This window comes from Mesorhizobium sp. RCAM 06353, assembly GCF_059683585.1.
In genome coordinates this window covers 6,874,058-6,896,982 of record NZ_CM185031.1, presented here as the reverse complement: position 1 = coordinate 6,896,982, position 22,925 = coordinate 6,874,058, and the positions used below count along the sequence as shown (strand labels likewise).

The 22,925-nt window shown below is 59.5% G+C and carries 30 protein-coding genes and 3 pseudogenes; 19 read left to right on the top strand and 14 right to left on the bottom strand.

What is annotated here, in order from left to right; all coding sequences use genetic code 11:
* Nucleotides 1-7 precede the first annotated feature (7 nt).
* A pseudogene (locus tag AC56QX_RS33310) lies at nucleotides 8-216 on the top strand (SLC13 family permease); the annotation flags it as partial.
* Nucleotides 217-242: 26 nt separating this feature from the next.
* On the opposite strand, the gene AC56QX_RS33305 reads toward AC56QX_RS33310, so the two are convergent.
* Entirely contained in the window at nucleotides 243-926 is a 684-nt protein-coding gene (locus AC56QX_RS33305) for an alpha/beta hydrolase (RefSeq protein ID WP_497112812.1), read from the bottom strand.
* A 575-nt stretch (nucleotides 927-1,501) separates the two neighbouring features.
* Between AC56QX_RS33305 and AC56QX_RS33300 the strand changes: the two genes are divergently transcribed.
* The 4 genes from AC56QX_RS33300 (at nucleotide 1,502) to AC56QX_RS33285 (ending at nucleotide 5,532) form a co-directional block, all read left to right on the top strand.
* Nucleotides 1,502-3,400 (top strand): PAS domain S-box protein, encoded by a 1,899-nt coding sequence (locus AC56QX_RS33300; protein ID WP_497112810.1) that lies wholly within the window; start codon nucleotides 1,502-1,504, stop codon nucleotides 3,398-3,400.
* Complete coding sequence (locus tag AC56QX_RS33295; RefSeq protein ID WP_497112809.1) at nucleotides 3,397-3,756, top strand: response regulator; 360 nt, start codon at nucleotides 3,397-3,399, stop codon at nucleotides 3,754-3,756. Before AC56QX_RS33300 ends, AC56QX_RS33295 begins: the two co-directional genes overlap by 4 nt.
* Before the next feature lie 973 nt (nucleotides 3,757-4,729).
* Nucleotides 4,730-5,248 carry a hypothetical protein gene (locus AC56QX_RS33290; protein WP_497112808.1) on the top strand — a complete coding sequence of 173 codons (519 nt, stop codon included), beginning with the start codon at nucleotides 4,730-4,732 and terminating at the stop codon, nucleotides 5,246-5,248.
* Between the two features lie 14 nt (nucleotides 5,249-5,262).
* Nucleotides 5,263-5,532 (top strand): phage holin family protein, encoded by a 270-nt coding sequence (locus tag AC56QX_RS33285; protein ID WP_497112806.1) that lies wholly within the window; start codon nucleotides 5,263-5,265, stop codon nucleotides 5,530-5,532.
* A gap of 616 nt (nucleotides 5,533-6,148) precedes the next feature.
* On the opposite strand, the gene AC56QX_RS33280 is transcribed toward AC56QX_RS33285, so the two are convergent.
* Complete coding sequence (locus tag AC56QX_RS33280; RefSeq protein ID WP_497112805.1) at nucleotides 6,149-6,370, bottom strand: hypothetical protein; 222 nt, start codon at nucleotides 6,368-6,370, stop codon at nucleotides 6,149-6,151.
* A gap of 219 nt (nucleotides 6,371-6,589) precedes the next feature.
* On the opposite strand from AC56QX_RS33280, the pseudogene AC56QX_RS33275 reads away from it, so the two are divergent.
* Nucleotides 6,590-6,854 (top strand): annotated as a pseudogene (locus AC56QX_RS33275) (hypothetical protein).
* Between the two features lie 32 nt (nucleotides 6,855-6,886).
* On the opposite strand, the gene AC56QX_RS33270 reads toward AC56QX_RS33275, so the two are convergent.
* From AC56QX_RS33270 to AC56QX_RS33260, 3 genes are all read right to left on the bottom strand, one after another.
* Nucleotides 6,887-7,060: a hypothetical protein gene (locus AC56QX_RS33270; protein WP_497112803.1), complete on the bottom strand. Its 174-nt coding sequence runs from the start codon at nucleotides 7,058-7,060 to the stop codon at nucleotides 6,887-6,889.
* Nucleotides 7,061-7,137: 77 nt separating this feature from the next.
* Complete coding sequence (locus tag AC56QX_RS33265; RefSeq protein ID WP_497118024.1) at nucleotides 7,138-7,284, bottom strand: DUF982 domain-containing protein; 147 nt, start codon at nucleotides 7,282-7,284, stop codon at nucleotides 7,138-7,140.
* 96 nt (nucleotides 7,285-7,380) lie between these two features.
* Nucleotides 7,381-7,761: a response regulator gene (locus tag AC56QX_RS33260; RefSeq protein WP_497112802.1), complete on the bottom strand. Its 381-nt coding sequence runs from the start codon at nucleotides 7,759-7,761 to the stop codon at nucleotides 7,381-7,383.
* Between the two features lie 545 nt (nucleotides 7,762-8,306).
* On the opposite strand from AC56QX_RS33260, the gene AC56QX_RS33255 reads away from it, so the two are divergent.
* Nucleotides 8,307-8,729, top strand: coding sequence for a hypothetical protein (locus AC56QX_RS33255; protein WP_497112800.1), 423 nt, complete (start codon nucleotides 8,307-8,309; stop codon nucleotides 8,727-8,729).
* 162 nt (nucleotides 8,730-8,891) lie between these two features.
* Nucleotides 8,892-9,524, top strand: a complete 633-nt coding sequence (locus AC56QX_RS33250; RefSeq protein WP_497112798.1) for a recombinase family protein — start codon at nucleotides 8,892-8,894, stop codon at nucleotides 9,522-9,524.
* A 12-nt stretch (nucleotides 9,525-9,536) separates the two neighbouring features.
* On the opposite strand, the pseudogene AC56QX_RS33245 reads toward AC56QX_RS33250, so the two are convergent.
* Nucleotides 9,537-9,920, bottom strand: a pseudogene (locus AC56QX_RS33245) (thermonuclease family protein); the annotation flags it as partial.
* Between the two features lie 89 nt (nucleotides 9,921-10,009).
* Nucleotides 10,010-10,264, bottom strand: coding sequence for a DUF1127 domain-containing protein (locus AC56QX_RS33240; protein WP_497112796.1), 255 nt, complete (start codon nucleotides 10,262-10,264; stop codon nucleotides 10,010-10,012).
* Nucleotides 10,265-10,444: 180 nt separating this feature from the next.
* Between AC56QX_RS33240 and AC56QX_RS33235 the strand changes: the two genes are divergently transcribed.
* From AC56QX_RS33235 to AC56QX_RS33220, 4 genes are all read left to right on the top strand, one after another.
* Nucleotides 10,445-10,960, top strand: a complete 516-nt coding sequence (locus AC56QX_RS33235; RefSeq protein ID WP_497112795.1) for a winged helix-turn-helix transcriptional regulator — start codon at nucleotides 10,445-10,447, stop codon at nucleotides 10,958-10,960.
* A gap of 193 nt (nucleotides 10,961-11,153) precedes the next feature.
* Complete coding sequence (locus AC56QX_RS33230; RefSeq protein WP_497112793.1) at nucleotides 11,154-11,456, top strand: YdhR family protein; 303 nt, start codon at nucleotides 11,154-11,156, stop codon at nucleotides 11,454-11,456.
* 676 nt (nucleotides 11,457-12,132) lie between these two features.
* A complete protein-coding gene (locus AC56QX_RS33225; RefSeq protein WP_497112792.1) occupies nucleotides 12,133-12,537 on the top strand; it encodes a hypothetical protein in 405 nt (134 codons plus the stop codon).
* Nucleotides 12,538-12,820: 283 nt separating this feature from the next.
* Complete coding sequence (locus tag AC56QX_RS33220) at nucleotides 12,821-12,913, top strand: putative RiPP precursor (protein WP_497112791.1); 93 nt, start codon at nucleotides 12,821-12,823, stop codon at nucleotides 12,911-12,913.
* 278 nt (nucleotides 12,914-13,191) lie between these two features.
* Here the strand turns inward: AC56QX_RS33220 and AC56QX_RS33215 are convergent, their stop codons facing one another.
* Both AC56QX_RS33215 and AC56QX_RS33210 read right to left on the bottom strand, forming a co-directional pair.
* Nucleotides 13,192-13,482 (bottom strand): hypothetical protein, encoded by a 291-nt coding sequence (locus AC56QX_RS33215; protein WP_497112789.1) that lies wholly within the window; start codon nucleotides 13,480-13,482, stop codon nucleotides 13,192-13,194.
* A gap of 126 nt (nucleotides 13,483-13,608) precedes the next feature.
* Nucleotides 13,609-13,848 carry a DUF6894 family protein gene (locus AC56QX_RS33210; protein WP_497112787.1) on the bottom strand — a complete coding sequence of 80 codons (240 nt, stop codon included), beginning with the start codon at nucleotides 13,846-13,848 and terminating at the stop codon, nucleotides 13,609-13,611.
* Between the two features lie 462 nt (nucleotides 13,849-14,310).
* Here AC56QX_RS33210 and AC56QX_RS33205 point away from each other — a divergent pair, with 462 nt between their 5' ends.
* Together AC56QX_RS33205 and AC56QX_RS33200 are read left to right on the top strand one after the other, a co-directional pair.
* Entirely contained in the window at nucleotides 14,311-14,463 is a 153-nt protein-coding gene (locus tag AC56QX_RS33205; protein ID WP_497112785.1) for a hypothetical protein, read from the top strand.
* A gap of 1,115 nt (nucleotides 14,464-15,578) precedes the next feature.
* Nucleotides 15,579-15,728 carry a hypothetical protein gene (locus tag AC56QX_RS33200; RefSeq protein ID WP_497112784.1) on the top strand — a complete coding sequence of 50 codons (150 nt, stop codon included), beginning with the start codon at nucleotides 15,579-15,581 and terminating at the stop codon, nucleotides 15,726-15,728.
* Between the two features lie 208 nt (nucleotides 15,729-15,936).
* Here AC56QX_RS33200 and AC56QX_RS33195 read toward each other — a convergent pair whose 3' ends face one another.
* Nucleotides 15,937-16,137 (bottom strand): hypothetical protein, encoded by a 201-nt coding sequence (locus tag AC56QX_RS33195; RefSeq protein ID WP_497112783.1) that lies wholly within the window; start codon nucleotides 16,135-16,137, stop codon nucleotides 15,937-15,939.
* Nucleotides 16,138-16,288: 151 nt separating this feature from the next.
* A complete protein-coding gene (locus AC56QX_RS33190) occupies nucleotides 16,289-16,534 on the bottom strand; it encodes a hypothetical protein (protein WP_497112781.1) in 246 nt (81 codons plus the stop codon).
* 533 nt (nucleotides 16,535-17,067) lie between these two features.
* On the opposite strand from AC56QX_RS33190, the gene AC56QX_RS33185 reads away from it, so the two are divergent.
* The 4 genes from AC56QX_RS33185 to AC56QX_RS33170 all read left to right on the top strand — a co-directional run bounded on the left by AC56QX_RS33185 (nucleotide 17,068) and on the right by AC56QX_RS33170 (nucleotide 19,782).
* Complete coding sequence (locus AC56QX_RS33185) at nucleotides 17,068-18,249, top strand: pilus assembly protein TadG-related protein (RefSeq protein WP_497112780.1); 1,182 nt, start codon at nucleotides 17,068-17,070, stop codon at nucleotides 18,247-18,249.
* A 21-nt stretch (nucleotides 18,250-18,270) separates the two neighbouring features.
* Nucleotides 18,271-18,696: a TadE/TadG family type IV pilus assembly protein gene (locus tag AC56QX_RS33180; protein WP_497112779.1), complete on the top strand. Its 426-nt coding sequence runs from the start codon at nucleotides 18,271-18,273 to the stop codon at nucleotides 18,694-18,696.
* On the top strand, nucleotides 18,686-19,090 hold the full coding sequence (locus AC56QX_RS33175) for a TadE/TadG family type IV pilus assembly protein (RefSeq protein ID WP_497112778.1): 405 nt from the start codon (nucleotides 18,686-18,688) through the stop codon (nucleotides 19,088-19,090). The genes AC56QX_RS33180 and AC56QX_RS33175 overlap by 11 nt, the downstream gene beginning before the upstream one ends.
* A 371-nt stretch (nucleotides 19,091-19,461) precedes the next feature.
* Entirely contained in the window at nucleotides 19,462-19,782 is a 321-nt protein-coding gene (locus tag AC56QX_RS33170) for a YMGG-like glycine zipper-containing protein (RefSeq protein WP_477445412.1), read from the top strand.
* Between the two features lie 56 nt (nucleotides 19,783-19,838).
* On the opposite strand, the gene AC56QX_RS33165 is transcribed toward AC56QX_RS33170, so the two are convergent.
* The gene (locus AC56QX_RS33165; RefSeq protein ID WP_497112776.1) at nucleotides 19,839-20,126 is read right to left on the bottom strand and encodes a hypothetical protein; all 288 of its coding nucleotides are present in this window, start codon (nucleotides 20,124-20,126) and stop codon (nucleotides 19,839-19,841) included.
* A 324-nt stretch (nucleotides 20,127-20,450) separates the two neighbouring features.
* On the opposite strand from AC56QX_RS33165, the gene AC56QX_RS33160 reads away from it, so the two are divergent.
* A complete protein-coding gene (locus AC56QX_RS33160; protein WP_497112775.1) occupies nucleotides 20,451-20,888 on the top strand; it encodes a hypothetical protein in 438 nt (145 codons plus the stop codon).
* A 33-nt stretch (nucleotides 20,889-20,921) separates the two neighbouring features.
* On the opposite strand, the gene AC56QX_RS33155 is transcribed toward AC56QX_RS33160, so the two are convergent.
* Both AC56QX_RS33155 and AC56QX_RS33150 read right to left on the bottom strand, forming a co-directional pair.
* On the bottom strand, nucleotides 20,922-21,212 hold the full coding sequence (locus AC56QX_RS33155) for a hypothetical protein (protein ID WP_497112773.1): 291 nt from the start codon (nucleotides 21,210-21,212) through the stop codon (nucleotides 20,922-20,924).
* A gap of 318 nt (nucleotides 21,213-21,530) precedes the next feature.
* Nucleotides 21,531-22,730, bottom strand: a complete 1,200-nt coding sequence (locus tag AC56QX_RS33150) for an IS256 family transposase (protein ID WP_497112602.1) — start codon at nucleotides 22,728-22,730, stop codon at nucleotides 21,531-21,533.
* Nucleotides 22,731-22,925: the final 195 nt, after the last annotated feature.

Below are 22,925 nucleotides of genomic sequence, written 5' to 3'. Positions count from 1 at the left end.
GGCACACGGGAAGGTGCTGAAGGCGGTAGCGGTCTGCATCGGATTGGCCGTCGCCTTCTTCGCGGGTGTGCGCCCGTTGCCAAGGCGGCGCTCATTGGCGGCGCCATCCTCTTGCTCACCCGCGCCATCAGACCGGCACGCATCTACCGCAAGATCGACGGTCCGCTGCTGTTCATGTTCGCTGGTCTGTTCGTGGTCGTTGCCGGTGCGGAAAGACTCTGGGGCATAGGGCCGTTTTGCCATCACCCTCGCGTCGCTTCGATCAAACCAATCAAGCAGTCGCCAGCTTGTTTGCCGCCGATGCCTAGATCCGCAACGCTGTTCATATGATGCTTATCGAGCAGACAAAGGTCGCTCACGGCGAGCGCACGCAGCCGCGTCGCGAACTCGGCGGCTTGCCGATGAAATGGCGGCGTTTCCTGTTCTCCGACCATGATGGTCACTGCCGTGCCCGGATCGGGCTGGCGCATCATTGGCGTAAAAACGGCAGCCTCCTCGTCGGCGATGCCGATCAACGGTTGGAGGAAGGACGTCTGCAGGGGCTTAAGATCGTAGAGGCCGCCCAACAGCAGCGCTGCACGGATCTGTGACGATGCTGGCGTCTTTTCGAACAGAAATGTAGCTAGATGCGCGCCGGCCGAATGACCGCTGACGCTTATCCGGCTGGGGTCGCCACCATAGCTGGCGATGTTGTCCAGCACCCATTGTTTGGCGCTCCGTTCCACGCCGCCATCCCGCATCAGCGCATAGTCGATGATCACCGCGATCGTGCCAGCCTCGGTCACGGTATGCGCGACGTGAGAATAGTCGGCTTTGGAGATGATGCGCCAGTAGCCGCCATGGATGAAGATATGAACCGGAAGATTGCCGCCCCGGGCCGGCGGAAAGAACAGTCGCGGAATGGCCCCGCTGGTCCATTTCGTCACTCATACTGTCTGCAAGTTGCACCCAGTACACGCGGCCGATGCCTGCGGATTGTACGTTTCAATCGTTTCGTCATTCGATCGGGTCATCTCGTACTGCAGTGACGGAATTTGAGGGCCATTGTGTACGAAGGCATCAGGCGCACTTCTTGCGCTCAGCCCACCTCGACGCCAAGCCGAAATGCCTGACCATCCGCGTACGAGCGGGCGTAAGTTTCGGCCTCGAAAGGGAAAGTCAGCGTGTTGCCGTAAGCGGTTACGCGCATGGTCCATTTCTTGTCGCGTATAATTTCGACTGCGTGCTCGGGCGATCCCACGATCACTGGTGAGGAGAACAGAGATAGCGTCGCAAAATTCGTTTGAATGCAAACAATTCGACACGACCATGTCGGAATGTCTGAATCCCTCCGCAGGGTATCGTTGCTGCGGCGAACCTGTCAGCGCCGTGTGAAGCGATTGGCAATCCCACTCCAAAGCGGCCGACGATTATCTGCCAAAACTGGACATTGGAACGAAAGCGACCGCTTTGCGTTACATGCGTCGTTGCTAAATAACTATTCGCCAAGGGAGGGTCGGCGTTGCAGTTAGGCGGGGGCAGCGAGAAGCTCACAGAACGTCTAGACGAACTCAGTGCGCTTTTTGTGCTGACGGATCGTCTCTACCGGGCACAGGCAAGTCACGAGGCTTTTGAAGCCGGTCTGGATGCCATTCGCGACGGCTTGGGCTGCAATCGCGCGTCGCTGTTGCTTTTCGACGAGGCGGGCGTGATGCGGTTTGTCGCCTGGCGCGGGCTATCAGAACGTTACAGAAAAGCTCTGGAAGGTCACTCGCCCTGGGTCGTCGGCGAACGCAACCCCGAGGCTATCCTTGTTCCACACATTGCCGAAACGGATGAACCTGCCGCCGTCAAAGAGATGATTGCCAGCGAAGGCATCGTTGGCCTGGCGTTCATTCCATTGACAGTCCGGGGCGAAGTGGTTGGGAAATTCATGACCTACCATGAACACAGGCATTCGTTTGCCAGCCAGGAGATCGACCTCGCCACGACGATTGCCAGACAGATAGGGTTCTATCTCGAGCGAACGCTGGCGGAGAAGGCTCGCAGGGCAGCCGAAGAAGAGCTGCGGGGATCCGAACAACAATTCCGCCTTATGTCGGAACATGCTCCTGTGATGATCTGGACATGCGACGCTTTGGGCAAATGCACAAATCTGAACATGATGCTTCGGGAGTTCTGGGGGGTCGAGCCCGATGATGTCCCGACGTTCAATTGGCACCCAACCATTCATCCAGGCGATGCTGCCGAAATTGGGTCTCGAATGATGCAGGCCTTGGCTACGCAGACAGCCGTCTCGGTCCAGGGGCGCTACAGAAATTGCAAGGGGGAGTACCGCGTCCTGCTCACAACCGCTCGTCCCCACTTCTCCGCAAATGGCATATTCCGTGGGTTGATCGGGGTAAATGTCGACGTCACGGAACGCGACCAGGCAGAGATGGCGATGCGCCATAGTGAGGAACGGTTTCGATCAGCGGTAGAGGCAGCCCCAAGCGGAATGGTGATGACAGACGAGGAGGGGCGCATCGTTCTCGTCAATCTTCATGCAGAAACTCTGTTCGGCTTTGGGCGGGAGGAGATGGTCGGGCAAGGTATCGAGATGCTGGTGCCCGACCGCTCTCGTAGCTCGCACCCGGTTTTTCGCCAGGGGTATGGGAGTTTCCCGCAGGCACGCCCGATGGGTGCGGGCAGGGATCTCTATGCACGCCGCAAAGATGGAAAAGAGGTGCCGGTCGAGATTGGGCTCAGCCCAATTCAGACAAGCGAAGGAATGATGGCGCTCGCCTCTGTGGTGGATATCAGTGAAAGACGGCGCTCAGAGGCACAAAGGGAGTTGCTGATGGCTGAGCTCAACCATCGTGTAAAGAACACTCTGGCGGTGGTACAGGGGATTGCGCATCAGACCTTCAGGGGAACGCAGGCCACCGATGCCCATACCGCGTTCGAAGGTCGGCTCATGGCCCTTTCGGCTGCACACGACATCCTGACGCAGACCAGCTGGGAACATGCATCGTTGGACCAGCTTGTTCGCGACAGCCTTCAAATTAGAGGCGCGTTCTCCAACCGTGTTTCGACAACCGGACCTGCAATTCTGTTGCAGCCCAACCAGGCTCTTTCGCTCGCGCTCGCTTTCCATGAATTGCTGACCAACGCCGTGAAGTACGGCGCCCTTTCAAACGAGGCTGGCAAAATCTCGGTTGAGTGGTTTCGCACCGACAAACCCAAGCCGAGGCTCAAGCTGGTTTGGAGCGAACTCGGGGGGCCTACAGTTTCCTCACCGGCCAGGCGAGGCTTTGGCTCTCGCCTCCTCGAGCGGGGACTAGCTGCAGATCTCGAGGCGGAGGTCGCGATGGATTTCCAACCCCAGGGCCTCGTCTGCAGGATCGATGCCCCCTTGGCAGAGGGGAGGTTGCCTCAATGACAACACTGTCAGGCCGACGTGTGCTCATCGTCGAAGACGAATCCCTGATTGCCATGCTGGCTGAGGATTTTCTGATTGAGCTTGGGGCCACTGTCATTGGGCCTGCCACCACCATCGACGGCGCAATTGCGATGATCGAAACCCAAGATATCGACGCCGCTGTCCTGGACATCAATATACGTGGGGAGCGGAGCGAGCGCGTTGCCGACGCCCTGCGGCTTCGGGGCATCCCAATCGTGTGCGCCACCGGATATGGCGAGGGTGCGTCAGACTTCGCGAAAGGGTCGATGATTATCGCCAAACCTTATTCCAAAGAGAAACTCGACCATTCGTTGCGGTTCGCGCTGTTCGGATAAGACCATCGGCGCAGCCGATCACGTGCGAACCGAGGCAGCGATTCGCGCCCCAGGGCGGAATGACTTTACCCAATCAGCCTCAAGGGCCGAGACTGCGGCGCGAATACGTTTCCTCTTCCGCAGTCGGTAATGCGCCTTTTTCCGAGGCCTCGGACGTTTCGGGTTCTGGTCGCCGCGGATACGCGTCTGCCTCCAGCCCATGCGCATAAATCTGCGTCAGCACAGAAGCGGCTGCACTTGCTCGATAGGACGTGCATCCTACCAGCTCACGGCCGCCGAGGCTGGCAGGTCTGTTGGTGACGCGATCCCATACCTTCTGGCAAGAGAAACGAGAATGGGAATTGTCCGTTTTGCTGATATTGGGGTCGGGTACTTCTTCATCCACTATGTCACCCAGAAAATGGCAATGAATGCGGGGTGAAATAGGGCATTTTCCAAGTCATCGCCTTGATCGGAATCAAAGGATGTCGGTGTCATTTCCGCGCCGGCACTAAAGACGGTGCAGAGGAGACGCCCTAGGAGGCCGGACTCAGCCGCTTTGCAGCCAACATCAACGCTGAAGCCGCTCGCGTGCGGTTCCAACCCGCCCGCTCTGCTCGGTTGTCTGACGACAACTGCACGGGAGCAGCGGCCGAACCCTGTCTGCGGCCGGTCTTCGCGTGTGCCGTCACCTGCTGGATCGGGATAACCCATGCTGATCAGAATCGCGCCAAGTTTTGAGATCTGCGCAGCTATGTCCCATCGTGTGATGAAGGGTCTGCATGGCCCTACCATTTCGCGCTGCGACGTCGCGGCGATCCTTGGTCAATGCTGATCCGGGATTAAACGACGGACCGCAGTTCGACGAGCACCGGCGAGGCTGTCTGCGACGCGACTAAAAGGTCCCGCACGGGGACAAACAAGAATATTCTGCGAAGCCAGGAACCGCCGGCGAGTGGCGAAGTTCACTTCCAATCAACAGGAGTGAAACATTGTGAAAACGCCAGACACAAACGGCTTCCCGGGAACCGGCCCATCCAACGAGACGGGATGGCAGGCTGACAACAAAGGTGCCGGGAAAAGCAAGGAAGCGCTCAGCAGATTGAAGACGAGCGCATCCGAGACCGCGACCCACTTGAGAACTGCCGCTGCCTCTGTGTCGACCGACGCCAAAGAATATGCTGGCTCTGTCGCTTCTGACGCCGCAGGTGCGTTCAAGGAAGCTGTCGAATCAAACAAAACCGCCGGCGCCGATGCGATCGCCAACATCGCGCACTCCGTAAAGGACGCCGCTGACGGCATTGAAAAGCAATCCCCTCAAGTCGCCGGCCTGGTGCGCACCGCAGCCGAAGGTGTGGAACGGATCTCGACCGACATCAGAGATCGCAACGTCGGTGAGCTGTTCGACTCCGTTACGAAATTCGCGCAGCGCCAGCCGGCGGCGTTCTTTGGCGTCGGGATCCTCGCCGGAGTGATGCTGACCCGCATCATGCGCAGTTCGGATAGGTCCTGAGACAGGCTGCTCAGATGGATGAGGGTATCGATCGCCGACCCTTCGGCAGCATCGTCGACGAAGCGATCGCGAAAATCGCCTCATTGATGCGTCTGGATTTTCGCCTGCTTAAGGCGGAAATGCGGAGCAAGATGTGGGCCATCGTGTCCTCGGGCGGATGCTTGGTGGCAGCCGCCATCCTCTTTGTGTTGGGAGCTTTCGCCCTGGTCCAGTTTCTGATCCTGGCGATGATCTCTTGGGTTTCGGCGCTATGTCTTCCTGTCTCGCAGTCGGCGTCATCCTGATAAGCGGAGGTTTGCTTTCGCTATACTCGGCCAAAAGAGCACTAGTTGGCTGGACCATCACACCCATCGAGACCGCGAACCAGGTACGCAGCGATCTGGCTGCAGTAAAGCAGGGGATACGCTATGGCACGACGCAACGATGATATCAGCGAGATCATGTTGAAAAGCCGGGCTGAAAGGCAGGCCCTTTTTGGGCCTGTCGCCGAGATAAGCCGTCGCTTCCAGCCTGGTCATCTGGTCGACGTTACCACGCGCTACGCAAAGGATATGCGCTGCCGCTCTTGGTTGGATTTTGTGTCTCGGCATGCATGCAATCGTTCTTGCCGCACCGTTCGCAGCTCATTTTGCTTCCCACCAATTCGGCCTCAACGTCCCTGAAGATTTCCCTCAGGTCACCCGGGTGATACCAGCGTTTGACGTTGCAGAGCCCGCAACGGAAAAGCACCAACTGCCCGACCTCATGGGCGTTGCAGAGTGTCCATGCGCCTCCGCGCTTCCGTCGTCCACCAGTGTCGGGCATGACCCAAAATAGGAACGCATTCCCCTCGCAGTCATTCATCCTTGACAGTTTTGTTCCTTTTTTGTTCACTGTGGGCATGCAGCGTTTGGAGCAACCTTAGTGGACCAGATCGCGATTGACGAAATCGGCCTTCAAAGGCCAGAACATATCACGGCACCGGGCATCCAGCACCATTGGTGCCAGCGCCTTGGCTGCGGCAAGGATGCCGGCTGGGGTTTCGCGAAGCCAAAGCAGGCACCACATTGGTTCTGTTTTGAGCATCGCGCCGACGGTGAGACGTACCTGTGAGACAGAGCGATGCCAGCCGAGCAACAGCAAGCCGATCCTCCCGCGATGGACTGGGAGCTTGCGGTCGATGAGGTCATTGCAACATGCGGCGGCGATGCCCGAGAGGCCGTGAAGGCGCTCCTTGTCGCCAACGCCACATTGGAGCGTGAGGTGGCGCTATGGGCTCCTGCGGTGAGCTATGGGTTCAGCCGGGGGTGGCATAGAGGGAAGCGCAGCGGGACCGACTAACGGCCAACGGAAAGCATCACCATGTCAGACAACATCCTTCCTCAGCAGAAGGCACCCAAGCTGATCGTCGTCACCGCCTTTGATCGAGATGAGACTGGCGACCTCCAGCCCGTCTACGGGCCAGCCGAGCAGCAGACCGAGGACCGGGCGATAAGGACCGCGAAGGGCTTGGCCGGGAAACATGCGGGTGTCATTGCATGGTCGCGCGAGGCCAATCCGGCTCTCCGGCGAATACGGGGAACCGACGACGCTCTTTATGGGTGGCGATCTGCCGTACATGGAGTGACGGTTGGGTCGGTCCGTCGCGCGTTCACTTCCTTAAGCGCCCAGTTTGCGGACAGCGCTCGCGATCCCTTTGAGCTTAGTCATTGCGTCGTCAAGTTCGCGCCGCGCCTTCCGGATGTCTTCCTTCTTTAGCGCTCGGTCGCAATCGTCGAGTTCTTGACTGACCACACTGAGTATTTGCGAGGCGAGGTTCGCTGCCGTTGCCATGATTTCCTCTCCCGTTTGCAACCGATCAAATGCTAATCAGACGTGGGGGTTGGTGGCAAGCGGGCACGGGTGGAGGCCTAAGCAGGTGGGAGGAGCATGCTCTCCTCCTTGGCCGCCGCCTCGAATGCCCTGCGGGCGTCCTGAGAAGGTACCTGTCCCTCAATGGCTGACATGCAGGTCTCTACGGCATGTTGCCACTTAGGGCCACGCTTAGTCCACTTCAGGAGCTGCTCGGCGGCACCCTCAACGTGGCTGACCCCAAACAGGGCGATCCGTCCTGACGTACACCGGAGGGTTGAACCAATGTAGAGCCATGAACCTTATGCGGTGGACCCATTGGTGACACAAGCCGCAACCGCATCGGTTAGATCAGAATGCCCATTGGGCTTGGGCACCCAACGCCCCTTTAGAAAAATGGGAGCTTCATTCCCCACATCGGGCGAGCTTCCGGTATGAACAACAAACGGAATGTTACGATCATAGAGCAGGCTGGCTATTGCCGCGCAGTTCCCATCCCGAAGCTCAATATCAAGGACGGCGACATCTGGAGAGTTCGTTTCAAGCCACTCGTGGGCGTCGGCGCAAGATGAGATGACTGCCAAAACATTGAAGCCTGCGTCACGCAAGGCCTCTTCCACGTCAAGCGCAATCAGCGCCTCATCTTCCAAAACGACAACCGACAACACCGATTGGCTGTCCATCGTCATCACCCTATTGAGGGCGGGGGGTTAAAGTCCCTTCCCACTCGCCAGCGCCCACAACTTCAGCCGGCGACGTTGCAGAATGAACCTCCCCTAAAGCCCGTCGTCAAGAGTTTTTTGCGCTGAGGGCCAGCGATCCACGCACGGAGTATTTAGCTGGGGATATCAAAGGGATCTTGAGGGTCAGGCTAGGGTTCAGTGGTTGTCCGCACTGTCCAGCGCGTGAAGCAACACGGACACGACCGAGGGCGTGCTGTAGTCTACCTCCTGCTTCAATACCCTCCGCAAAGCAATTCGATTTTGCTCGGTGAGGATCAACTGACGTAAGGACTTTTCCACGGCTATCTGTTCATCTCTGTTAATCATAGTAGGCTCCGAGTAGATTTAACCCGGTACGACAGCGATGGTTCCGACCCAGGAATATTTGGTAGAAAAGTGTGAGCGGGTGATCGGATAACTGGCACGTGCGCCGACCCCCCTTGCCACCCCCTTGGCCTCACAGTAGGGGACGCTCGAAATCATTGGCCAAGGGGGTCACCGTCTACATGCGAAATGCACTTATTCTCGTCGCCATGCTTCTCAGCGGGTGCGGGCAAAGCGATCCATCCTACTGGAAGGAAACGATGGCCCAGGTTTATGCCTGCCATGTTGAAGCTGCGCAGACGGTCGGTGTCGACTTCGAACAGCCGATGCTGCTTCGGGACCTCGAAAGGGTAGCCGAACTACGCGCCCAGTGCATCGTGGACGCCGGCCTTGTGCAGGAGAAGGCGGCGGCTTTCTGTCTTGTGCTGCACGACACCTACAACGACTACGCAGATTGTCTCAATGATAGCAGCCTGAAGAGCAGGACCGCCACCTGTCGGCATGAACACGAGTACGATGACGACGAGTACCGGGAATGCATGGCACAGCCGGTAGTTAAGCTGCGGTCCAGCTACACCCCGCGTCCAAAAGGAGGTAGCATCTAATAGACAGGGACCGATGACCAACGGCACCACACGCCTTTGTCGGTCGGTACTATTGGGTGTGCCCTTTCCGAACCGGGTCGAGGCTGGTTCGATAAATGCCTCGTGACCGGGCAAATCGACCCATCTATTAGCGAACCAGTCAAAACGGACTGGAGCGCAGACATGGCATTCATCCGAGCCTATCTCAGAGCCTCGACCAAGGAACAGGACGCAGGGCGCGCCCGGGGGGACCTTGAGGCGTTCTGCAAGGAGCGTGCGCTGACTATCGCTGCCACTTACGAGGAGAACGAGAGCGGGGCTTCGCTGCACAGGCCGGAGCTGTTCCGGTTGCTAGGAGACAGCAAGCCCGGGGACATCTTGCTCACCGAACAGGTCGACCGCTTGAGCCGCCTGTCAGACAAGGACTGGGACCAGCTCAAGCGCGAGATCAAGGACCGAGAGGTCAAGGTCGTGGCGCTGGACTTGCCGACCTCGCACATGATGCTGAAGACCGAGGACGCCTTCACTGGGCGGATGTTTGACGCGATCAACGGGATGCTGCTCGACATGCTCGCCGCCATCGCCCGCAAGGACTATGACGACCGACGCCGCAGACAGGCTCAGGGGATCGCTAAGGCGAAGGATGAAGGGCGTATGAAGGGCCGGCCCGAGGACGCCGAGCGTAATGAGGCGATCATGGACATGCTGCGGAAGGGCCAGAGCTGGAACACCATTGTGCGAGCCACCAACTGTTCGCGCTCAACGCTCGCAAAGCTGGCCAAGCGCCTCGAAGGAGCCGACACCGCCGGAGGGTGAGGTTAAGTCATCTTATCCGCCCCAAGGGCGGGGCGTTGGCGGACAGCTTGTAGAGCCGCAGGCGAACGGGACGGCCAGCCCCTCGGACACCAATACGTCGCCCACATCTTGGCCATCGGCAAAGAGTGAGCCGCAACTTCGCCCGTAGTTGCACCTGCCGGTGCCCTCAGTGCCTGCCGGGCAAGAACAGGGTACCATCTTCAACTCCAGCTTTGCAGTGGCAACCAACTCTTTGAGGCGCGCCTTCGCTCGACGCCCAAGCTCTGCCTCAGCGTCACACCTTGGCTCGATGCTTTCGGGCGCATTGAAGCCGACGAGCCGGGTCCCTTTCGCGGCACCAACAAGCCTTATGGTGTCCCCGTCCGTGATCGTGAACTGGCTCCTCGTCAATGGCATGGCGGTGATCATTTACCTTCTTCCGTGGTTCCTGTGTTTGGATCAACGCGGCACTTGAACCGTGCGCCGCGCGCGCCAGCTTTCCCTTCTCACCAATTGCCCGTGCGGTTATGCGCTACACTCTTGAGCACGCGGGAGGCGGATCGATCGAAGCTGTCGGCGCAGGCCGTTTCGACGTCTGCTTTGGTCAAGCCAACGTCGCGCAGAAGGAAATTGGACAGGTGACCAAGCTCGCGCTCTATGTTGCGGCGGGTCCGCCACTCATGGACAAGGGCAAACAGGCGTTCGAGCGGAAGATCAAGAAAAATCTCCGGCGCGCGCCGAGCGGCCTGGCTTGGTGCCATTTGCGTTGTGTTACGCCGACTCATGGTGACCTCCGTTGGTCAGGGATGCTCGAATGACGATCACCATGACGGCAGAGGGCGTGAAGGCGCCAGGGCAGCTTCGGAAGCGTTCCGCTTCAGATTGTGAACTGGCCTTAGACCTCCGTAAGGCCTAAACCTGCGGCAAAGGAGCGGTCAGCCATGACGCGACGGCCTTACGGACTGGTCTGCCCGATCTCGCGCGCCTGCGAGTTCCTGGAGCCGCGCTGGACGATCCAAATCCTGACCGAGCTCTGGAACGGTTCGACCCGCTTCAATGACATTCGCAAGGGGGTGGGCAACATCTCGTCCGCCCTCTTGTCGAGGCGGCTCAAGGAGATGGAAGCGTTGGGCCTGGTGGAGCGCATCGAGGACGAGGCGACGGGTGCCATCGGCTATTTCCGCACCGACAAGTCGATCAAGCTCGAGCCGGCGATGAACGCGCTGGCGGAATGGGCGCAATGCAACATCGAGGCGGAGATCGCGCTCGGGGACGTGGATGTTTCGACCCTCATGTGGGCCACCGAAGTGTCCCCATTACTGGTTTGTGGTCGAGCCAGGCGCGGACTTGCCCGAGCTATGCTCGCTCGACCCCCGCCGGGACGTCGACCTTTACGTCGAGACCGGCGTTGTTTCGCTGGGGGCCATCCTGGAGGGCCGCTCCAGCATCCAGCGTGAGAAAGAAAGGGGTGGCCTTTTCCTGAGCGGCGACCCCGGCCTTGCCCGCAGCATGGACCGTTGGCTGCGAACCTCGGTCTATGCCGCGCTTGAGGGGATCGTCCCGCTTTCTTGAAGACCATACTGAGGTTGCAGCCTCATTCGACCTGTCCGGGGTGGCCATGCAACGCCTAGAGAATAAGGGAGGAAAGACATGTCGGCCAAAATTCTGCAAATCAACTACAAGCTCAACGGGCCGAGGGCCGAGTACGAGAAAGAAAACCTGCCCTATGCTCAACCTATCGCGGACATACCTGGCCTGCGCTGGAAGGTCTGGATCATAAACGAGGCCCAAAGCGAAGCCGGCGGGATCTACCTGTTCGACGATGACGCCGCAGTGCAAGCCTTCGTGGAGGGGCCAATTATTGCGGAGATGAAAGGTGACCCGACGTTGACCATCAAGGCGTTTGACGTGATCGTGGAACTCACGTCCATCACACGGGGTCCGATGAAGTAGTATTCTTGGAGGTTACGAGGGAGTAGTAGCAGTAGTGCGGCCAGAGGCTCGACGATCCCTAGCACGCCGCGCGCAGTAGTGCAGAAGCGGACGGAAGAGCGCCGGATCGAGTTCCACATCGGGGTGAATGTGGCGACAACTATCTTTGAGAACCGGTGGCATCTATTGCGACGGCGGCAAGGTTGCTGCGTGTTTCGAGAGCATGCCAAGCCTGGCGCGTGCCGGGTGCGAAACCAGGTCGGCAATCGGCTAGAGAGTCCGGTTATGGCGATTGCGGTCCGGCAGCCTCTGGGCCGAAAGCCGAAGGGCGGCTTCCGGGACGAGGGGACTAGAAAGCCGACCGTCGCGTCCAGGGAAATGCGCCAACCTGATCGACCCGCGCTTCCGCGCGGACGCACAGCCGTGTCCAATAGTACCCTCAAACGGTCGCGCGCCGCTCGGAGGTCCGTCTATGGCCGATAAAACAGCGGCCTGCTCGGCTCGCCTTCATCTCTCGGCTGGCGTCGTGCTGGCGCTGGCGTGAGCCCTTTTGAAAACGATGGATCGACATGAAGCATCGTCGCGATCGAGCCGCTAATGCTCATTGCAAATTAGCGGTCGCTAAAATTTATCCTTTGCACTTAAGCACGTGGTAATGTGCCAGCAACGATAAGGTCGCGGTGGCGGCAAGTGGACATTGGAGAAAACGATGAAAAAGTTCCCTTTGCTGGTAGCGACTTCTGTCGGTGTGCTGGGCGTTTTCATGACTTCGGATGCCTTCGCAAGCCAGGTCTCCGACCATGGTGGTACAGCGACCGCCACCGCATCAAACGATGATAGCCAGGATGCCAGCACCGATGTTCAGAGCGATGATAATGCGGTCCAAAATGAAGCCAGTAGCGGCGACCAGAGTGACGGCAGCGTTGCCGCCGGCCAGCGACAGGGTGGTGACGATCAGGGCGAGAATTCTGGCGATGAGAGCGGCGACAACGGCGACCACCAGAGCGGCGGATCTGGCGGTGGCGACAGCGGCGGATCTGGCGGTGGCGGTGGTGGTGGTGGCGGTGGAGACAGCGGCGGCGGCGGCGGTGGTGACGACTGATAACTGGTTTTAACCCGCTATTGCCATTCCAATGCCTACGCCAAGGCCGATTGCAAGGCCCATGAGTAGCTTGCCGGCAGGGTCTAGGCAATGAGGCGGACAGGTCGCCAGGCGTCTACACGGGGCGCTCTGAGGGCGTTGGATAGGTCATCGAAGATCGTGTCCATGGCTCGATTCTAGATCGAACGGGACTCGATGTGAATCCCCTCTCTGTTCCGCACAGCTTGACAGACAGTAAGGTGCGGGCTCAATGATCTGTGACAGCAAAAGTGGGGAAGGCTCAATGAAAAAGAAATATGAGAAACCTGTTCTGGCCAAGCGCGAGCGCTTGTCGGCAGTGGCAGCGGCAACTACGATTTCCAAAACGGCAGGCTGACGTCATTCCACAGGGTTACGGAAGTTAAGAAGCCCTTGGCTCTCGGCCGGGGGCTTTTCGTTTTTGGCCGCTTGCCGGCGAGATCGACAGGAGGAACATATTCCTTCGTTGCGGCGAACCCCTCAAAACGGAGACTCGCCAAATGGCCACCAGAGCCTTCCCAACAGTTATCGCGGGCTGAAATCGAGTGCTTGCTGGTGGCAGCGGAAGCGCTGCACCTAGGTCCGCCGCACTGCACATATGGCCGATTCGTCAGTCTCGTGATCGCGGAAGCTACCCTACGCCCGTCCGTCTGTCGTTGTGTCGTCGTCTAACTCATAGACCGGCAAGTACGCGTTTGTCTCCAGCCAGTCTCTCAAGATCGTCGCGATAAGGTTCGGCTGGCTCATCTTCATTTCTGCAGCGATTGAGGTCAACGCATCCTGTGTAGGCGCCTCCAGCGGCACGCCAGAGACACTGCGGAGCATCAGGGCGGCGCGGCGGAGGATGATCTGCAGATCAGCACGCGAAATGTCCGCGATGCGATCGGCGGCGCTCTCAAGCTCCTCGACGATGGATGAACGGCTCATCTAGGGATGCTCGCGGAATTTAGGTCTTCTCGCAAGTAGGGTGTTCTCCAGGACACGCGCGGCAGGCTTCGACCATAGAAGCGGCGGCCTGCCGAGACGCCCCGCTGGTGGACCCTGCACAGACGCTCAATCGCCTAAGCCGGGAGTTTTGATGTCCAGTGTGAGGCTGATCTGCAATAGCGGCTTGTGGCCTTCCCGGACCTCTATCGAAAGAACTCGGTGTTCTGACCGCTCGATGCCCTTGGCAAGTTCGGCCAATATTATGACGGCGTCCTCCCTCGCTGTTTCGAGGTCGGCTATTTCGGTGCCCTCCTTATCGGGAACCCGCTTGTCGTTGTCGCGATAGTCGAAGTGGTAAATCGCCATTCTCGCGAAACGCCTGCAGCGTCCGCTAGTTGCGGTACGAATTTAACGAAAGCCTACGGCTGGGTAGCGCTCGCTAGGGACTCCGGTCTTAATTGAGTCATAGCCAATATTGAACAGCCCTGATCAGCACGATTCGCTTGCGCCATCAAAAAGGTAATCCATGAAGAATTACCGCGTTGAAGAGATGGACGGGGAATCCATAGTTTCGACGGTCGACGCGAAGGCTCGCACACCTTTTAAGGCGGCAGAGAAAGCGCTAGGGCAGAGGGTTACTTTGCGAGGCAATTACAGCAAATGGATACGGGTCACAGACCTTGCGGTCACACTGCCAACCCGTTTTAGGCCTCGCCACTTTGAATTCAGACGTCGGGAAGGTACTACGGCTGGGTAGGCCCGCTCTGTACGTTTCCGACCGCAACTATCGTCCCATGGATCACGTGCGGTCATATGGGAGCACAGTTGATGGTTGACGACACTGCCGCACCGGATGAGCTCGTCCGCCGCTTGGTAAGCGAGACCGGCATTACAGAAGCGCAGGCCCGCGAGCTAATCATGTTCTTGGGCCGGAACTGGCCATCGCTCGTACGAGAGGCGCGTCTGCTGAAGAAGCCCTAACGCCGCGACATTCTATATGGGACGGGCGCAGCTTAGGCTCGCTTTTCGTCACATCCAAAGCAACTGAATTCCCATTCATAGGCTTTTCGTGCGGCCACGGTGACATGGTCAACAGCGCCGGCAATAGACCCTCGCCGCGCTTTGCGCCATGGACATGAAGCGCGCGTAACAGCGAGAACATAGGGGGACCTCTTTTGTTAAGGTCGCCCACTCTCACGCTAGCCAACAGCCATCGCCACCCGTTTCCTGCCAACAGGCGAGGGTGCTTCTCTCCCCGCCAGTCGGCTCCCCTGACGATTTCAAGCAACTTTTTGGATAGCGGACTCGTAAATCAATTGGTCGGCCTGTTGTGTCCCTCATGCCAGGGCGGCTGGCACGCTGAGATTCGTTGGGGTTCTCGGCGAGCCTAACAACTGTGATCGGCAAGGAAGTGGAGTTCACAGTGTCACACCACGGGACCGGTACGGCCCCCTGCGGCTGGGTAGCGCCGTCGCGTTTGGCGGCATCACGCGATTGTAGAAAACAAAGCCCCGGCGCTGGGTGAGGCGCCGGGGCCTTTAGTCATGTACGAGCTACATTCCATGTCCGCGTATGATGGTGCGCTAGTATCCTCAACAAACGGTAAATTCAGCACGCAACCTAGGGGGCTGGTCGGCAGCGCAACCGCTTCCTGCGCGGCCTCACCGGCGTAGCCAGCCCTAAGAGAGTTCGGAACCGAATTGGGGGTTGGCCGCTTCTAGCATTCAAAGAAGCATGAGGCGCACCTAATGTTCAGTGACAAAGATACCCGATTTTTGGAGGTCGGGCTGTTCGTGGCGGTCCCGGTTTCCATCCTGATCGCGGTGGTGATGGTGAGCCTTACGTTCGGGTGGGTTGGATGAGGCTGTTTCTCCCGGGCGATTTTCTTTGGGTCTTGATTTGTTCTGTGTCTTTGCAACTTGTCGCAATCACGCAGTGGCGCATTGAGGCGAAAGCGCCCCTAGTTTTCACCTTACGTTCCTGCCATGAACGCTGCTGACCCGTGAGCGTCTTCAGTGGCGGAAAGGGAGATGACTGATACACTCTTCGAGAAGCTTCAGTCTGTCTTTACTTGCCCGTAGTTCGTGAGCGATGTCATGAAGTTTCCATTTCGCATTGGAGTGATTGGCGGCGTTTATCAGCTCGCCTTCGAGCAATATGATTCGCTCTCGAACCTGCTGAGCATCGACCAGCCGCAATTCTCTGATCAAACCTGGGCCACGCATCTTTCCGTATCGTGTTGGTGAACTGACCAAAAGTTAGCAGGCGAAAGCTAACGCCGTCGGATTCGAAATGATTGAATTTTAACTGTCGCTAATATGTGTGTAACCAGTGATCAACCGCCAGGCATTGGTCGAATGCGCGCTTCCTTCAGGCCACAGCGAGCCGCAAGGGCGCGGGAGACGCGTCGGTACTCTACGAGAGCGGCAAGCAAGAATGCTCGCTGTAGGGGCTTCAATCGGCCTTTGACTGAGTCCGCCCCGCCACTGCGGCGAGGAATGCCTTCGCTGCGGCGTCGCAGGCGACACGCGACGGCCCGTTCGCAAGCAAGATCACGTCTGCGGCCTTCAACGTTAACCCGTGCTTTTCGGCGAACGCTTCAACCTCGTAAGGTCGGTCGGCTGGGTCGGTTTCCACGGCGGGATGCTTGGTCATGAGCCACTCCATATTAGGAAGGGCTCAATCGCGCGACTTACGGATTCGTAAGGATCCCCGCATCTTCGCCACTGCCTGCCTCATTATGGGCACGGGAGACGCTTCGGCGGTGTAGGAGAGCTGACGGAGAAAGCGGGCGCTGGCAGACGTTTTACCAGTTCCTTTCGTCCCGTGCTTGACTGTCGATGGCTCGCTGCATGGCTTCGTCACGCCCGCATGAATACTTCTGAGAATAATGGGCAATCAGGGACTCTCGTCGATCTTCCGACATGATCCCGAAGACGCTGCGAAAACGCTTGTTTGTTGAGGGATCCTCATTGATCCGACCTGATTTGAAGACCGCCAGGATCAAGCTTGCTACCGATGCCGCTGCGAATGCTGCAAAAATGATGGTCATGGCAGTGATTAGATGTCCATGCAATCGCACCCTCTATGCGATCATTAGTTGACGCTAACATACAGCCAGCAAGCAAGGGGTTAACGCGCTACAGGCGGGCACGGCAGCGGCCGGCGGAAACCCGCGCTGGAGGGCTGCTAAAGGCCAAGTAAGAAAAGCCCGGCGCGGGGGAGCTCCGGGCTTTCCGTTGTAGGAGAGTGTGTGTCGCACTACTCAAAACCGGCCTCTGCGACGGCCGTCATCGTATATTAGAATCTATGAATAATTAGTTTCCGAGAGTGTCGCAGGCAGCGCGTCGCGCAGTTCGATCGCCGCTGTTGGTCTTCCGCTCCATCATCACATTTCGGCAGTGCCGGGCGGCGCTTTGGATGGAAGATTTGCAGCGAGAGCTTTAAGCGCCCTTTAATGCCAAGGAATGCCATCATTGGTTAAAGTGAACAGGACGGTTTAGCCGTTCGTTCATATATGCGTGTTTTCTAATTTATCGCATGGCATTCAGCGGCTTTCCCCAGATTCGGCGTATTGCGAGAGGTATGTGCCGTGGCACGAACGCGAATATCGCGACCATCTTTGCGCTTACCTTGCCGATCGTTGTCGGCGCCGCCGGCTTCGGTGTGGAGACCTCCTACTGGTACTACAACAGCCTGAAACTGCAGGCGACGGCCGATGCCGCGGCCTATGCCGGCGCGCTGGAGAAAATCTCGGGTTCCGACACGCCGACGATCGTCGCGGCGGCGACCCAGTCGGCGGCGACGAATGGGCTTGGCTCGGGCACGATCGTCGTCAACACCCCGCCGGCGTCCGGTCCGAACACGGCGAAGAAGGCGGTCGAGGTCATCGTCGGCCAGAAGCTCGACCGGATTTTCACCTCGATCTTCACGCAAGGCCAGGTTCCCGAGCAGGCGAGGGCGGTGGCACTTATCACCGAAGCCTCGAAGGCCTGCATCCTCGCGCTCGACCCATCCGCTTCGCAGGCGGCGCTGTTTTCAGGCAATACCAGCGTGAAAGTCACCGGCTGCTCGGTGATGGCCAATTCGATCGCTTCGGACGCCATCAAGCTTCAGGGCTCGGCGGGCCTCCAGGCCGATTGCTTGATATCGGGGGGCGGGGTCTCGCTCAGCAACCCCGTCACGACCATCTGCGCGGCGCCCGTCACCCAGGCGCTGCCTGCCGCCGATCCATTTGCGGACCTGCCGGCACCACCGGCTTCAAACCCCTGCCAGAACGCAAACAAATCGACACTGGGGCCGGGTACTTACTGCAATGGGCTCAGCCTAAGCGGCAACGTCACGCTCTCGCCCGGCGTCTATGTGGTCCAGGGCAATCTCAAGATAAACGCTAACGCTGCCATCACCGGCAGCGGGGTGACCATCTTCATATCGGGCAGTTCGACGGTGAGTATAAATGGCAATGCCTCCGTGAAGGTAAGCGCGCCGACCTCGGGCACCTATTCAGGCGTGCTATTCTATGGCGACAGGACCGGTAACAGCGCATCGAGCACCTTCAACGGCACCGCCGACTCGCTCCTGACTGGGGCCATCTACTTCCCAAAGCAGCAGGTCAACTATCTCGGCAATTTCTCCGGCAACAGCGGCTGCACCCAAGTCGTCGCCGATACGATCCAATGGTCCGGCAGTTCAACCATCAATCAGGATTGCACGAGCCTCGGAATGCGCGACATTCCGGCCACGCAGTCCGTGGCACTGGTCGAGTAGGCCTCCGTGGAACGCCGATCGATGCCGATGCTGAGGGACGATGCAGGCATTGCCGCGGTCGAGTTCGCGTTGGTCCTGCCCTTCCTGTGCCTGGCGTTGCTCGGCATCGTCGACGGCTGGTCTTTTGCAACGAGCTCTCTGTCGATGCGCGCCGGCGTGAAGACGGCCGCGAATCTGATCATGGCAGGCTCGACCAGTGATACGGCGACCCAGGCCGTTGCCATGTCGAGCTGGGAGAAGCGGCCGACGGATGGCCAGGTGACGTTGAGCCGGATTTACATGTGCGGGACGACCGTGGTCGACGCTTCCACCTTGTGCAGTGGGCCGAAGGCGCCGTCGGTCTATGTCCAGATCCAGGCATCGGCGACGTGGGTGCCTCCCTTCGCCTTCGGAGCCTTTTCCGCTCCCAGCGTCATCGGCCACCTGGAGGTGATCCGTGTCCGTTAGGGCAGGCGCGTTCAGGCGGGATCGATCGGGCGGGGCCGGGCTGGAATTCGCGCTGATCGCGCCCTTCCTCCTCATGCTGCTGTTCGGGATCTTCGCCTTCGGCTGGTCGATGAACTCTGTGTCCAGCGTTCGCTATGTGTTGGAGACATCATCACGCTCGCTGCAGCTTCAGAACACGCTGACCCAGGCCGACATCCAATCGATCGCCACGCAGAAACTGCTGGCCCTGGGTTTGAAGGATGTGAACGTCACGATTGCCGTCGATCCGGTGAGCGGCGGCTTCCGCATGGCGCATCTGACCGCCACCTATGCCTTCGTCATCGACTTCCCTTACTTCAGCGCCTTCCCTATCAACTACGCGACGACCGTTACCGTGCCGGTGGTCGGCGGTTAGATGTCTGCCTGTGAGCTGCTGCCGGTTTTTCGGACGCGAGGTTAAGTATGCCGGTGGAACATTAGGCGTCTCTAATAGTTCTTTTCAACGGCAGGGGCAAACCAACACCCCAGCAAGTCCCGTTAATCCCTAGGGGCGCCCGCCGCTGCCGTGAATGGGGCGGCGGGCTTCTATCTCTTCGGGAATTGGAGGATCGTTCCTTCAGGCTCCGGCTAGTCAAATCTCGGGAAATTGACGTTTGCCAAGAAGCCCGCCACCATCAACGCCCGAGAAACCATGTCTCATATCGTGAGCGTCGGTGCCCCCGTTCCGCCGCAATGCGACCGCACGGGACGATCGATAGGGATTTCAGACCTTTAAGGGAGACCTCCATGACCTTTCACAAAGCCATAGCCGCCATGCTCATGACCGCGGCACTTGCCGGCTGCCAGTCTCAGACCGAAGGACAACAGCGGGCCACGACGGGCGCCCTGCTCGGCGGCGCCGGCGGCGCCCTTGTCGGCCAGGCCATCGGCGGCAACACCAAGAGCACGGTCATCGGCGCGGCCGGTGGCGCGCTGCTCGGCGCCGTCGTCGGCTCGGCCACCACCCCGCAGCAGCCCCGCGGCGAACAGATGTGCCGCTACCAGGACCGCTACGGCCGCATCTACACTGCGCCCTGCGACGACCGCTATTACAACGGCAATTATTGATCGCATCAATGACGCGAGGCGCGCAGCGTATTGAAACTTCACGCCTCGCTCGCGAACTACGCTGACTGAGCCGCGGCGACCTCCGCCCGCATCTCAGCATGCTGCCCGACATGGTCCAGCGTCAGCTCGAGCCCGATATGCGACAGTTCGCTCGCAGCCGCTTTAGCGGCATGCGTGACGGGTTCCACCACGCGCTCGAACATCCATGTCATGTCGCCATTCGGCGGTGATGCCGCCGAACTGGCCCGCCATCTGGTCGAGGAGAGCGACTTCAGCGGCCGCAACACCGCGTGCGAGTTCTTCAGGCGCCGCGCCTTCAGTTCAAGCGAAGTTCCATGCTCCACCTCCTGTACCAATCCGCCAAGAAGTGCGCAAAACAAGAACATTGGAGTCAATAGGGCCTTGACTGCATAGGAATATATTCCCTATACTGGGACGATGTAGGCACCAACAGGCCTAGCTTGAGGTAGATCGCGCTGTGCTGTGGGCCGGTTGCCAACCGACTCAGGTTGGTGTGGTGCCGGTGTGTTGTGGCGTCGCGCTGTCCAAGGGAAGGGTTCATTGGGCGCAGGATTTTGTCCAGTCGATCGAACGAACGCGTTGCGAGAGCATCCATAGGCTGGTCTGGGTGGAATGGGCGAGTTGTTACCAAATTTGGGGCTGAAGCGATGCAAGACCTCATCGATTTCTTCCAAACAAACTCTGTGCTGGTGCTCGCCAATCCCATCGCCTTTGCTTCGTTCGCCCTGCTTTTTGGCAGCAGCGGTTTTATGGTGGGCCGCTATTTTTTAGCCGAGCGTATCGCCAACCTGGAGAGCCGCATCGCGCGGCGCGATGATGAAATCAAGGAACTCAAATCCCGGCATTTAGCGAACGCGGAGCCGCCGTTGATCCCCATCATCGGGACCTCCGCGATCGGCGAAAATAACTGGCCTGCGGCCAGACGGAATGGAGAGCCGGCGTCTTATGCGATAGAACGTCGGGGAGCTTTTGAGATCGCGCTCGGCGTGGGTCAAAAACAGGACCACAAACAGAATGAGCAACGCGAACGCGATCCCGGTGACAATCGGCATTGGACACTCTCTGAAAGTCGTACTTCGTGTTGAACATGATCCAGAATAGAACGGCACCGCGTGCCGTCAGCCAGACCGCATGACGCCTGGCTCTTCGGCGGGCGGGTCGCTGATGGGCTGCTCCTGGGAATCGTCGAGCATCACGTCTGAGAAATTGACTGTGGCGACCAGATAGCCCGCTTCATCATAGACCTTTGTGACGGATCCAGATTGATCGAGACCGGTGGCGCCACCTGCAAGCAGCGCCGCGTGAGCTTTTTCGATTGCCCGTGGACTTGCGAGGTCCGGGCTCGCCAACTCCGCCTCGGAGGTGGTGGTCTGGTCGGACCCGGTGGTCTCAAAGCGGAATTTCGGCATGGGCACCTCCTGTCGCCTAGCAATGTCCGTGGAGGCGTTGCGTTCCAAGAAACTGTTGGCCGCAGGTGCGACAGATCAATTGTCGGAACCGGTGGCGATCTATCCGGCATGCGGACCACCGTGGACGGGGACAGTCGGTCCCGCGTCCCGTCCTGCGGCCGGCGCTATGCTGACGCTCCTTCGGCTGTCCTGTTAACCGCCCGCAGCGGGGGCGAATTTCCTCCGTCCCGCGCGCGACAATGTCCGCATGATCGTGTCCCAGGGAGTGGTGTAGCTGACGGCTTGGTCGCCGCGCTCTCCGGCATAGGGCCGGGATGATCAGCGTGCCACGGCTGGCAGGCTGGTGAGAGGATCATCGCTCATTTGGCTGATGGTTTCCAGCGTCATGTAGCGCGCCCGCTGCACGGCCCATTCGTCATTCTGTTCGAGCAGGAGCGCGCCGACGAGGCGGACGATGGCGTCATCGTTGGGGAAGATGCCGACGACCTCGGTGCGCCGCTTGATCTCGCCGTTGAGGCGCTCGATCGGGTTGGTGCTATGCAGCTTGGCGCGGTGCTCTCTGGGGAAGGTCATGTAGGCCAGCACGTCGGGCTCGGCGTCGTCCATGATTGTCGCCAGCTTTGGCACCTTCGGCCGGATCTGGTCGGCGACGGCACGCCATTGCGTGCTTGCGGCTTCTGGCGTCTCCTGGGCAAACGCGGTGGCGATGAAGGCGGAGACGACACGGCGCCCGCTCTTGCCGGCATGGGCCAGCACGTTCCTCATGAAGTGGACGCGGCAGCGTTGCCATGTCGCGCACAGCACCTTGGTGACGGCCGCCCTGATGCCTTCATGGGCATCGGAGACGACGAGCTTGACGCCGCGCAGGCCGCGGCGGGTCAGCTTGCGCAGGAACTCCGTCCAGATCGGCTCGGCCTCAGACGTGCCGACCTCCATGCCCAGCACCTCGCGCCGGCCGTCCGCGTTGACGCCGACGGCGATGATGACGGCGACCGAGACGATGCGGCCGCCGCGGCGCACCTTCAGGTAGGTGGCGTCGATCCACAGGTATGGCCAGTCGCCCTCGATGGGTCTTTCAAGGAACGCTTTGACCTTGCCGTCGATCTCTTCGCACAGCCGGCTGACCTGGCTCTTGGAGATGCCGCTCATGCCCATGGCCTTGACCAGGTCGTCGACCGAGCGGGTCGAGATACCCTGGACGTAGGCCTCCTGGATGACGGCGGTCAGCGCCTTCTCGGCCATGCGCCGCGGTTCGAGGAAACCGGGGAAGTAGGAGCCCTTCCTCAGCTTCGGGATGCGCAGCTCGACGGTGCCGGCGCGCGTCTCCCAGTCGCGATCGCGATAGCCGTTGCGCTGAGCCGTCCGCAGCGGGTTCTTCTCGCCATAGCCGGCGCCGGTGGCGGCGCCCACCTCCAGCTCCATCAGCCGCTCGGCGGCAAAGCCGATCATCTCGCGCAAGATATCGGCGTCGGGGGTCTTCTCCACGAGCGTGCGCAGGTTCATCATGTCGTCGGTCATCGGTGGTTCCTTCGAATCAGGTTGGTGTCAGCAACCCGACCTTACCGGGGAACATCGATGACCGCCGCAAAGCCGCTCGCTCGCTACGGCGCTGTTGAGGGCGCGCTCGCGAGCGGCTTCGCTACCGCCGAGCTACACCACGTCCGGGGACGCGACCGTCCGCATTTGCGGACGCGCGCAGGACTGCGGTTTATG

Bases quoted from the DNA above. Each gene is read 5' to 3' on its own strand.
- AC56QX_RS33295 (WP_497112809.1), top strand. From the start codon at position 3,397: ATGACAACACTGTCAGGCCGACGTGTGCTCATCGTCGAAGACGAATCC.
- AC56QX_RS33285 (WP_497112806.1), top strand. From the start codon at position 5,263: ATGGATGAGGGTATCGATCGCCGACCCTTCGGCAGCATCGTCGACGAA.
- AC56QX_RS33270 (WP_497112803.1), bottom strand. From the start codon at position 7,060: ATGGCAACGGCAGCGAACCTCGCCTCGCAAATACTCAGTGTGGTCAGT.
- AC56QX_RS33260 (WP_497112802.1), bottom strand. From the start codon at position 7,761: ATGGACAGCCAATCGGTGTTGTCGGTTGTCGTTTTGGAAGATGAGGCG.
- AC56QX_RS33255 (WP_497112800.1), top strand. From the start codon at position 8,307: ATGCGAAATGCACTTATTCTCGTCGCCATGCTTCTCAGCGGGTGCGGG.
- AC56QX_RS33250 (WP_497112798.1), top strand. From the start codon at position 8,892: ATGGCATTCATCCGAGCCTATCTCAGAGCCTCGACCAAGGAACAGGAC.
- AC56QX_RS33240 (WP_497112796.1), bottom strand. From the start codon at position 10,264: ATGGCACCAAGCCAGGCCGCTCGGCGCGCGCCGGAGATTTTTCTTGAT.
- AC56QX_RS33235 (WP_497112795.1), top strand. From the start codon at position 10,445: ATGACGCGACGGCCTTACGGACTGGTCTGCCCGATCTCGCGCGCCTGC.
- AC56QX_RS33230 (WP_497112793.1), top strand. From the start codon at position 11,154: ATGTCGGCCAAAATTCTGCAAATCAACTACAAGCTCAACGGGCCGAGG.
- AC56QX_RS33220 (WP_497112791.1), top strand. From the start codon at position 12,821: ATGAAAAAGAAATATGAGAAACCTGTTCTGGCCAAGCGCGAGCGCTTG.
- AC56QX_RS33215 (WP_497112789.1), bottom strand. From the start codon at position 13,482: ATGAGCCGTTCATCCATCGTCGAGGAGCTTGAGAGCGCCGCCGATCGC.
- AC56QX_RS33210 (WP_497112787.1), bottom strand. From the start codon at position 13,848: ATGGCGATTTACCACTTCGACTATCGCGACAACGACAAGCGGGTTCCC.
- AC56QX_RS33205 (WP_497112785.1), top strand. From the start codon at position 14,311: ATGGTTGACGACACTGCCGCACCGGATGAGCTCGTCCGCCGCTTGGTA.
- AC56QX_RS33200 (WP_497112784.1), top strand. From the start codon at position 15,579: ATGAAGTTTCCATTTCGCATTGGAGTGATTGGCGGCGTTTATCAGCTC.
- AC56QX_RS33195 (WP_497112783.1), bottom strand. From the start codon at position 16,137: ATGACCAAGCATCCCGCCGTGGAAACCGACCCAGCCGACCGACCTTAC.
- AC56QX_RS33190 (WP_497112781.1), bottom strand. From the start codon at position 16,534: ATGACCATCATTTTTGCAGCATTCGCAGCGGCATCGGTAGCAAGCTTG.
- AC56QX_RS33185 (WP_497112780.1), top strand. From the start codon at position 17,068: ATGTGCCGTGGCACGAACGCGAATATCGCGACCATCTTTGCGCTTACC.
- AC56QX_RS33180 (WP_497112779.1), top strand. From the start codon at position 18,271: ATGCCGATGCTGAGGGACGATGCAGGCATTGCCGCGGTCGAGTTCGCG.
- AC56QX_RS33170 (WP_477445412.1), top strand. From the start codon at position 19,462: ATGACCTTTCACAAAGCCATAGCCGCCATGCTCATGACCGCGGCACTT.
- AC56QX_RS33160 (WP_497112775.1), top strand. From the start codon at position 20,451: ATGCAAGACCTCATCGATTTCTTCCAAACAAACTCTGTGCTGGTGCTC.
- AC56QX_RS33155 (WP_497112773.1), bottom strand. From the start codon at position 21,212: ATGCCGAAATTCCGCTTTGAGACCACCGGGTCCGACCAGACCACCACC.
- AC56QX_RS33150 (WP_497112602.1), bottom strand. From the start codon at position 22,730: ATGACCGACGACATGATGAACCTGCGCACGCTCGTGGAGAAGACCCCC.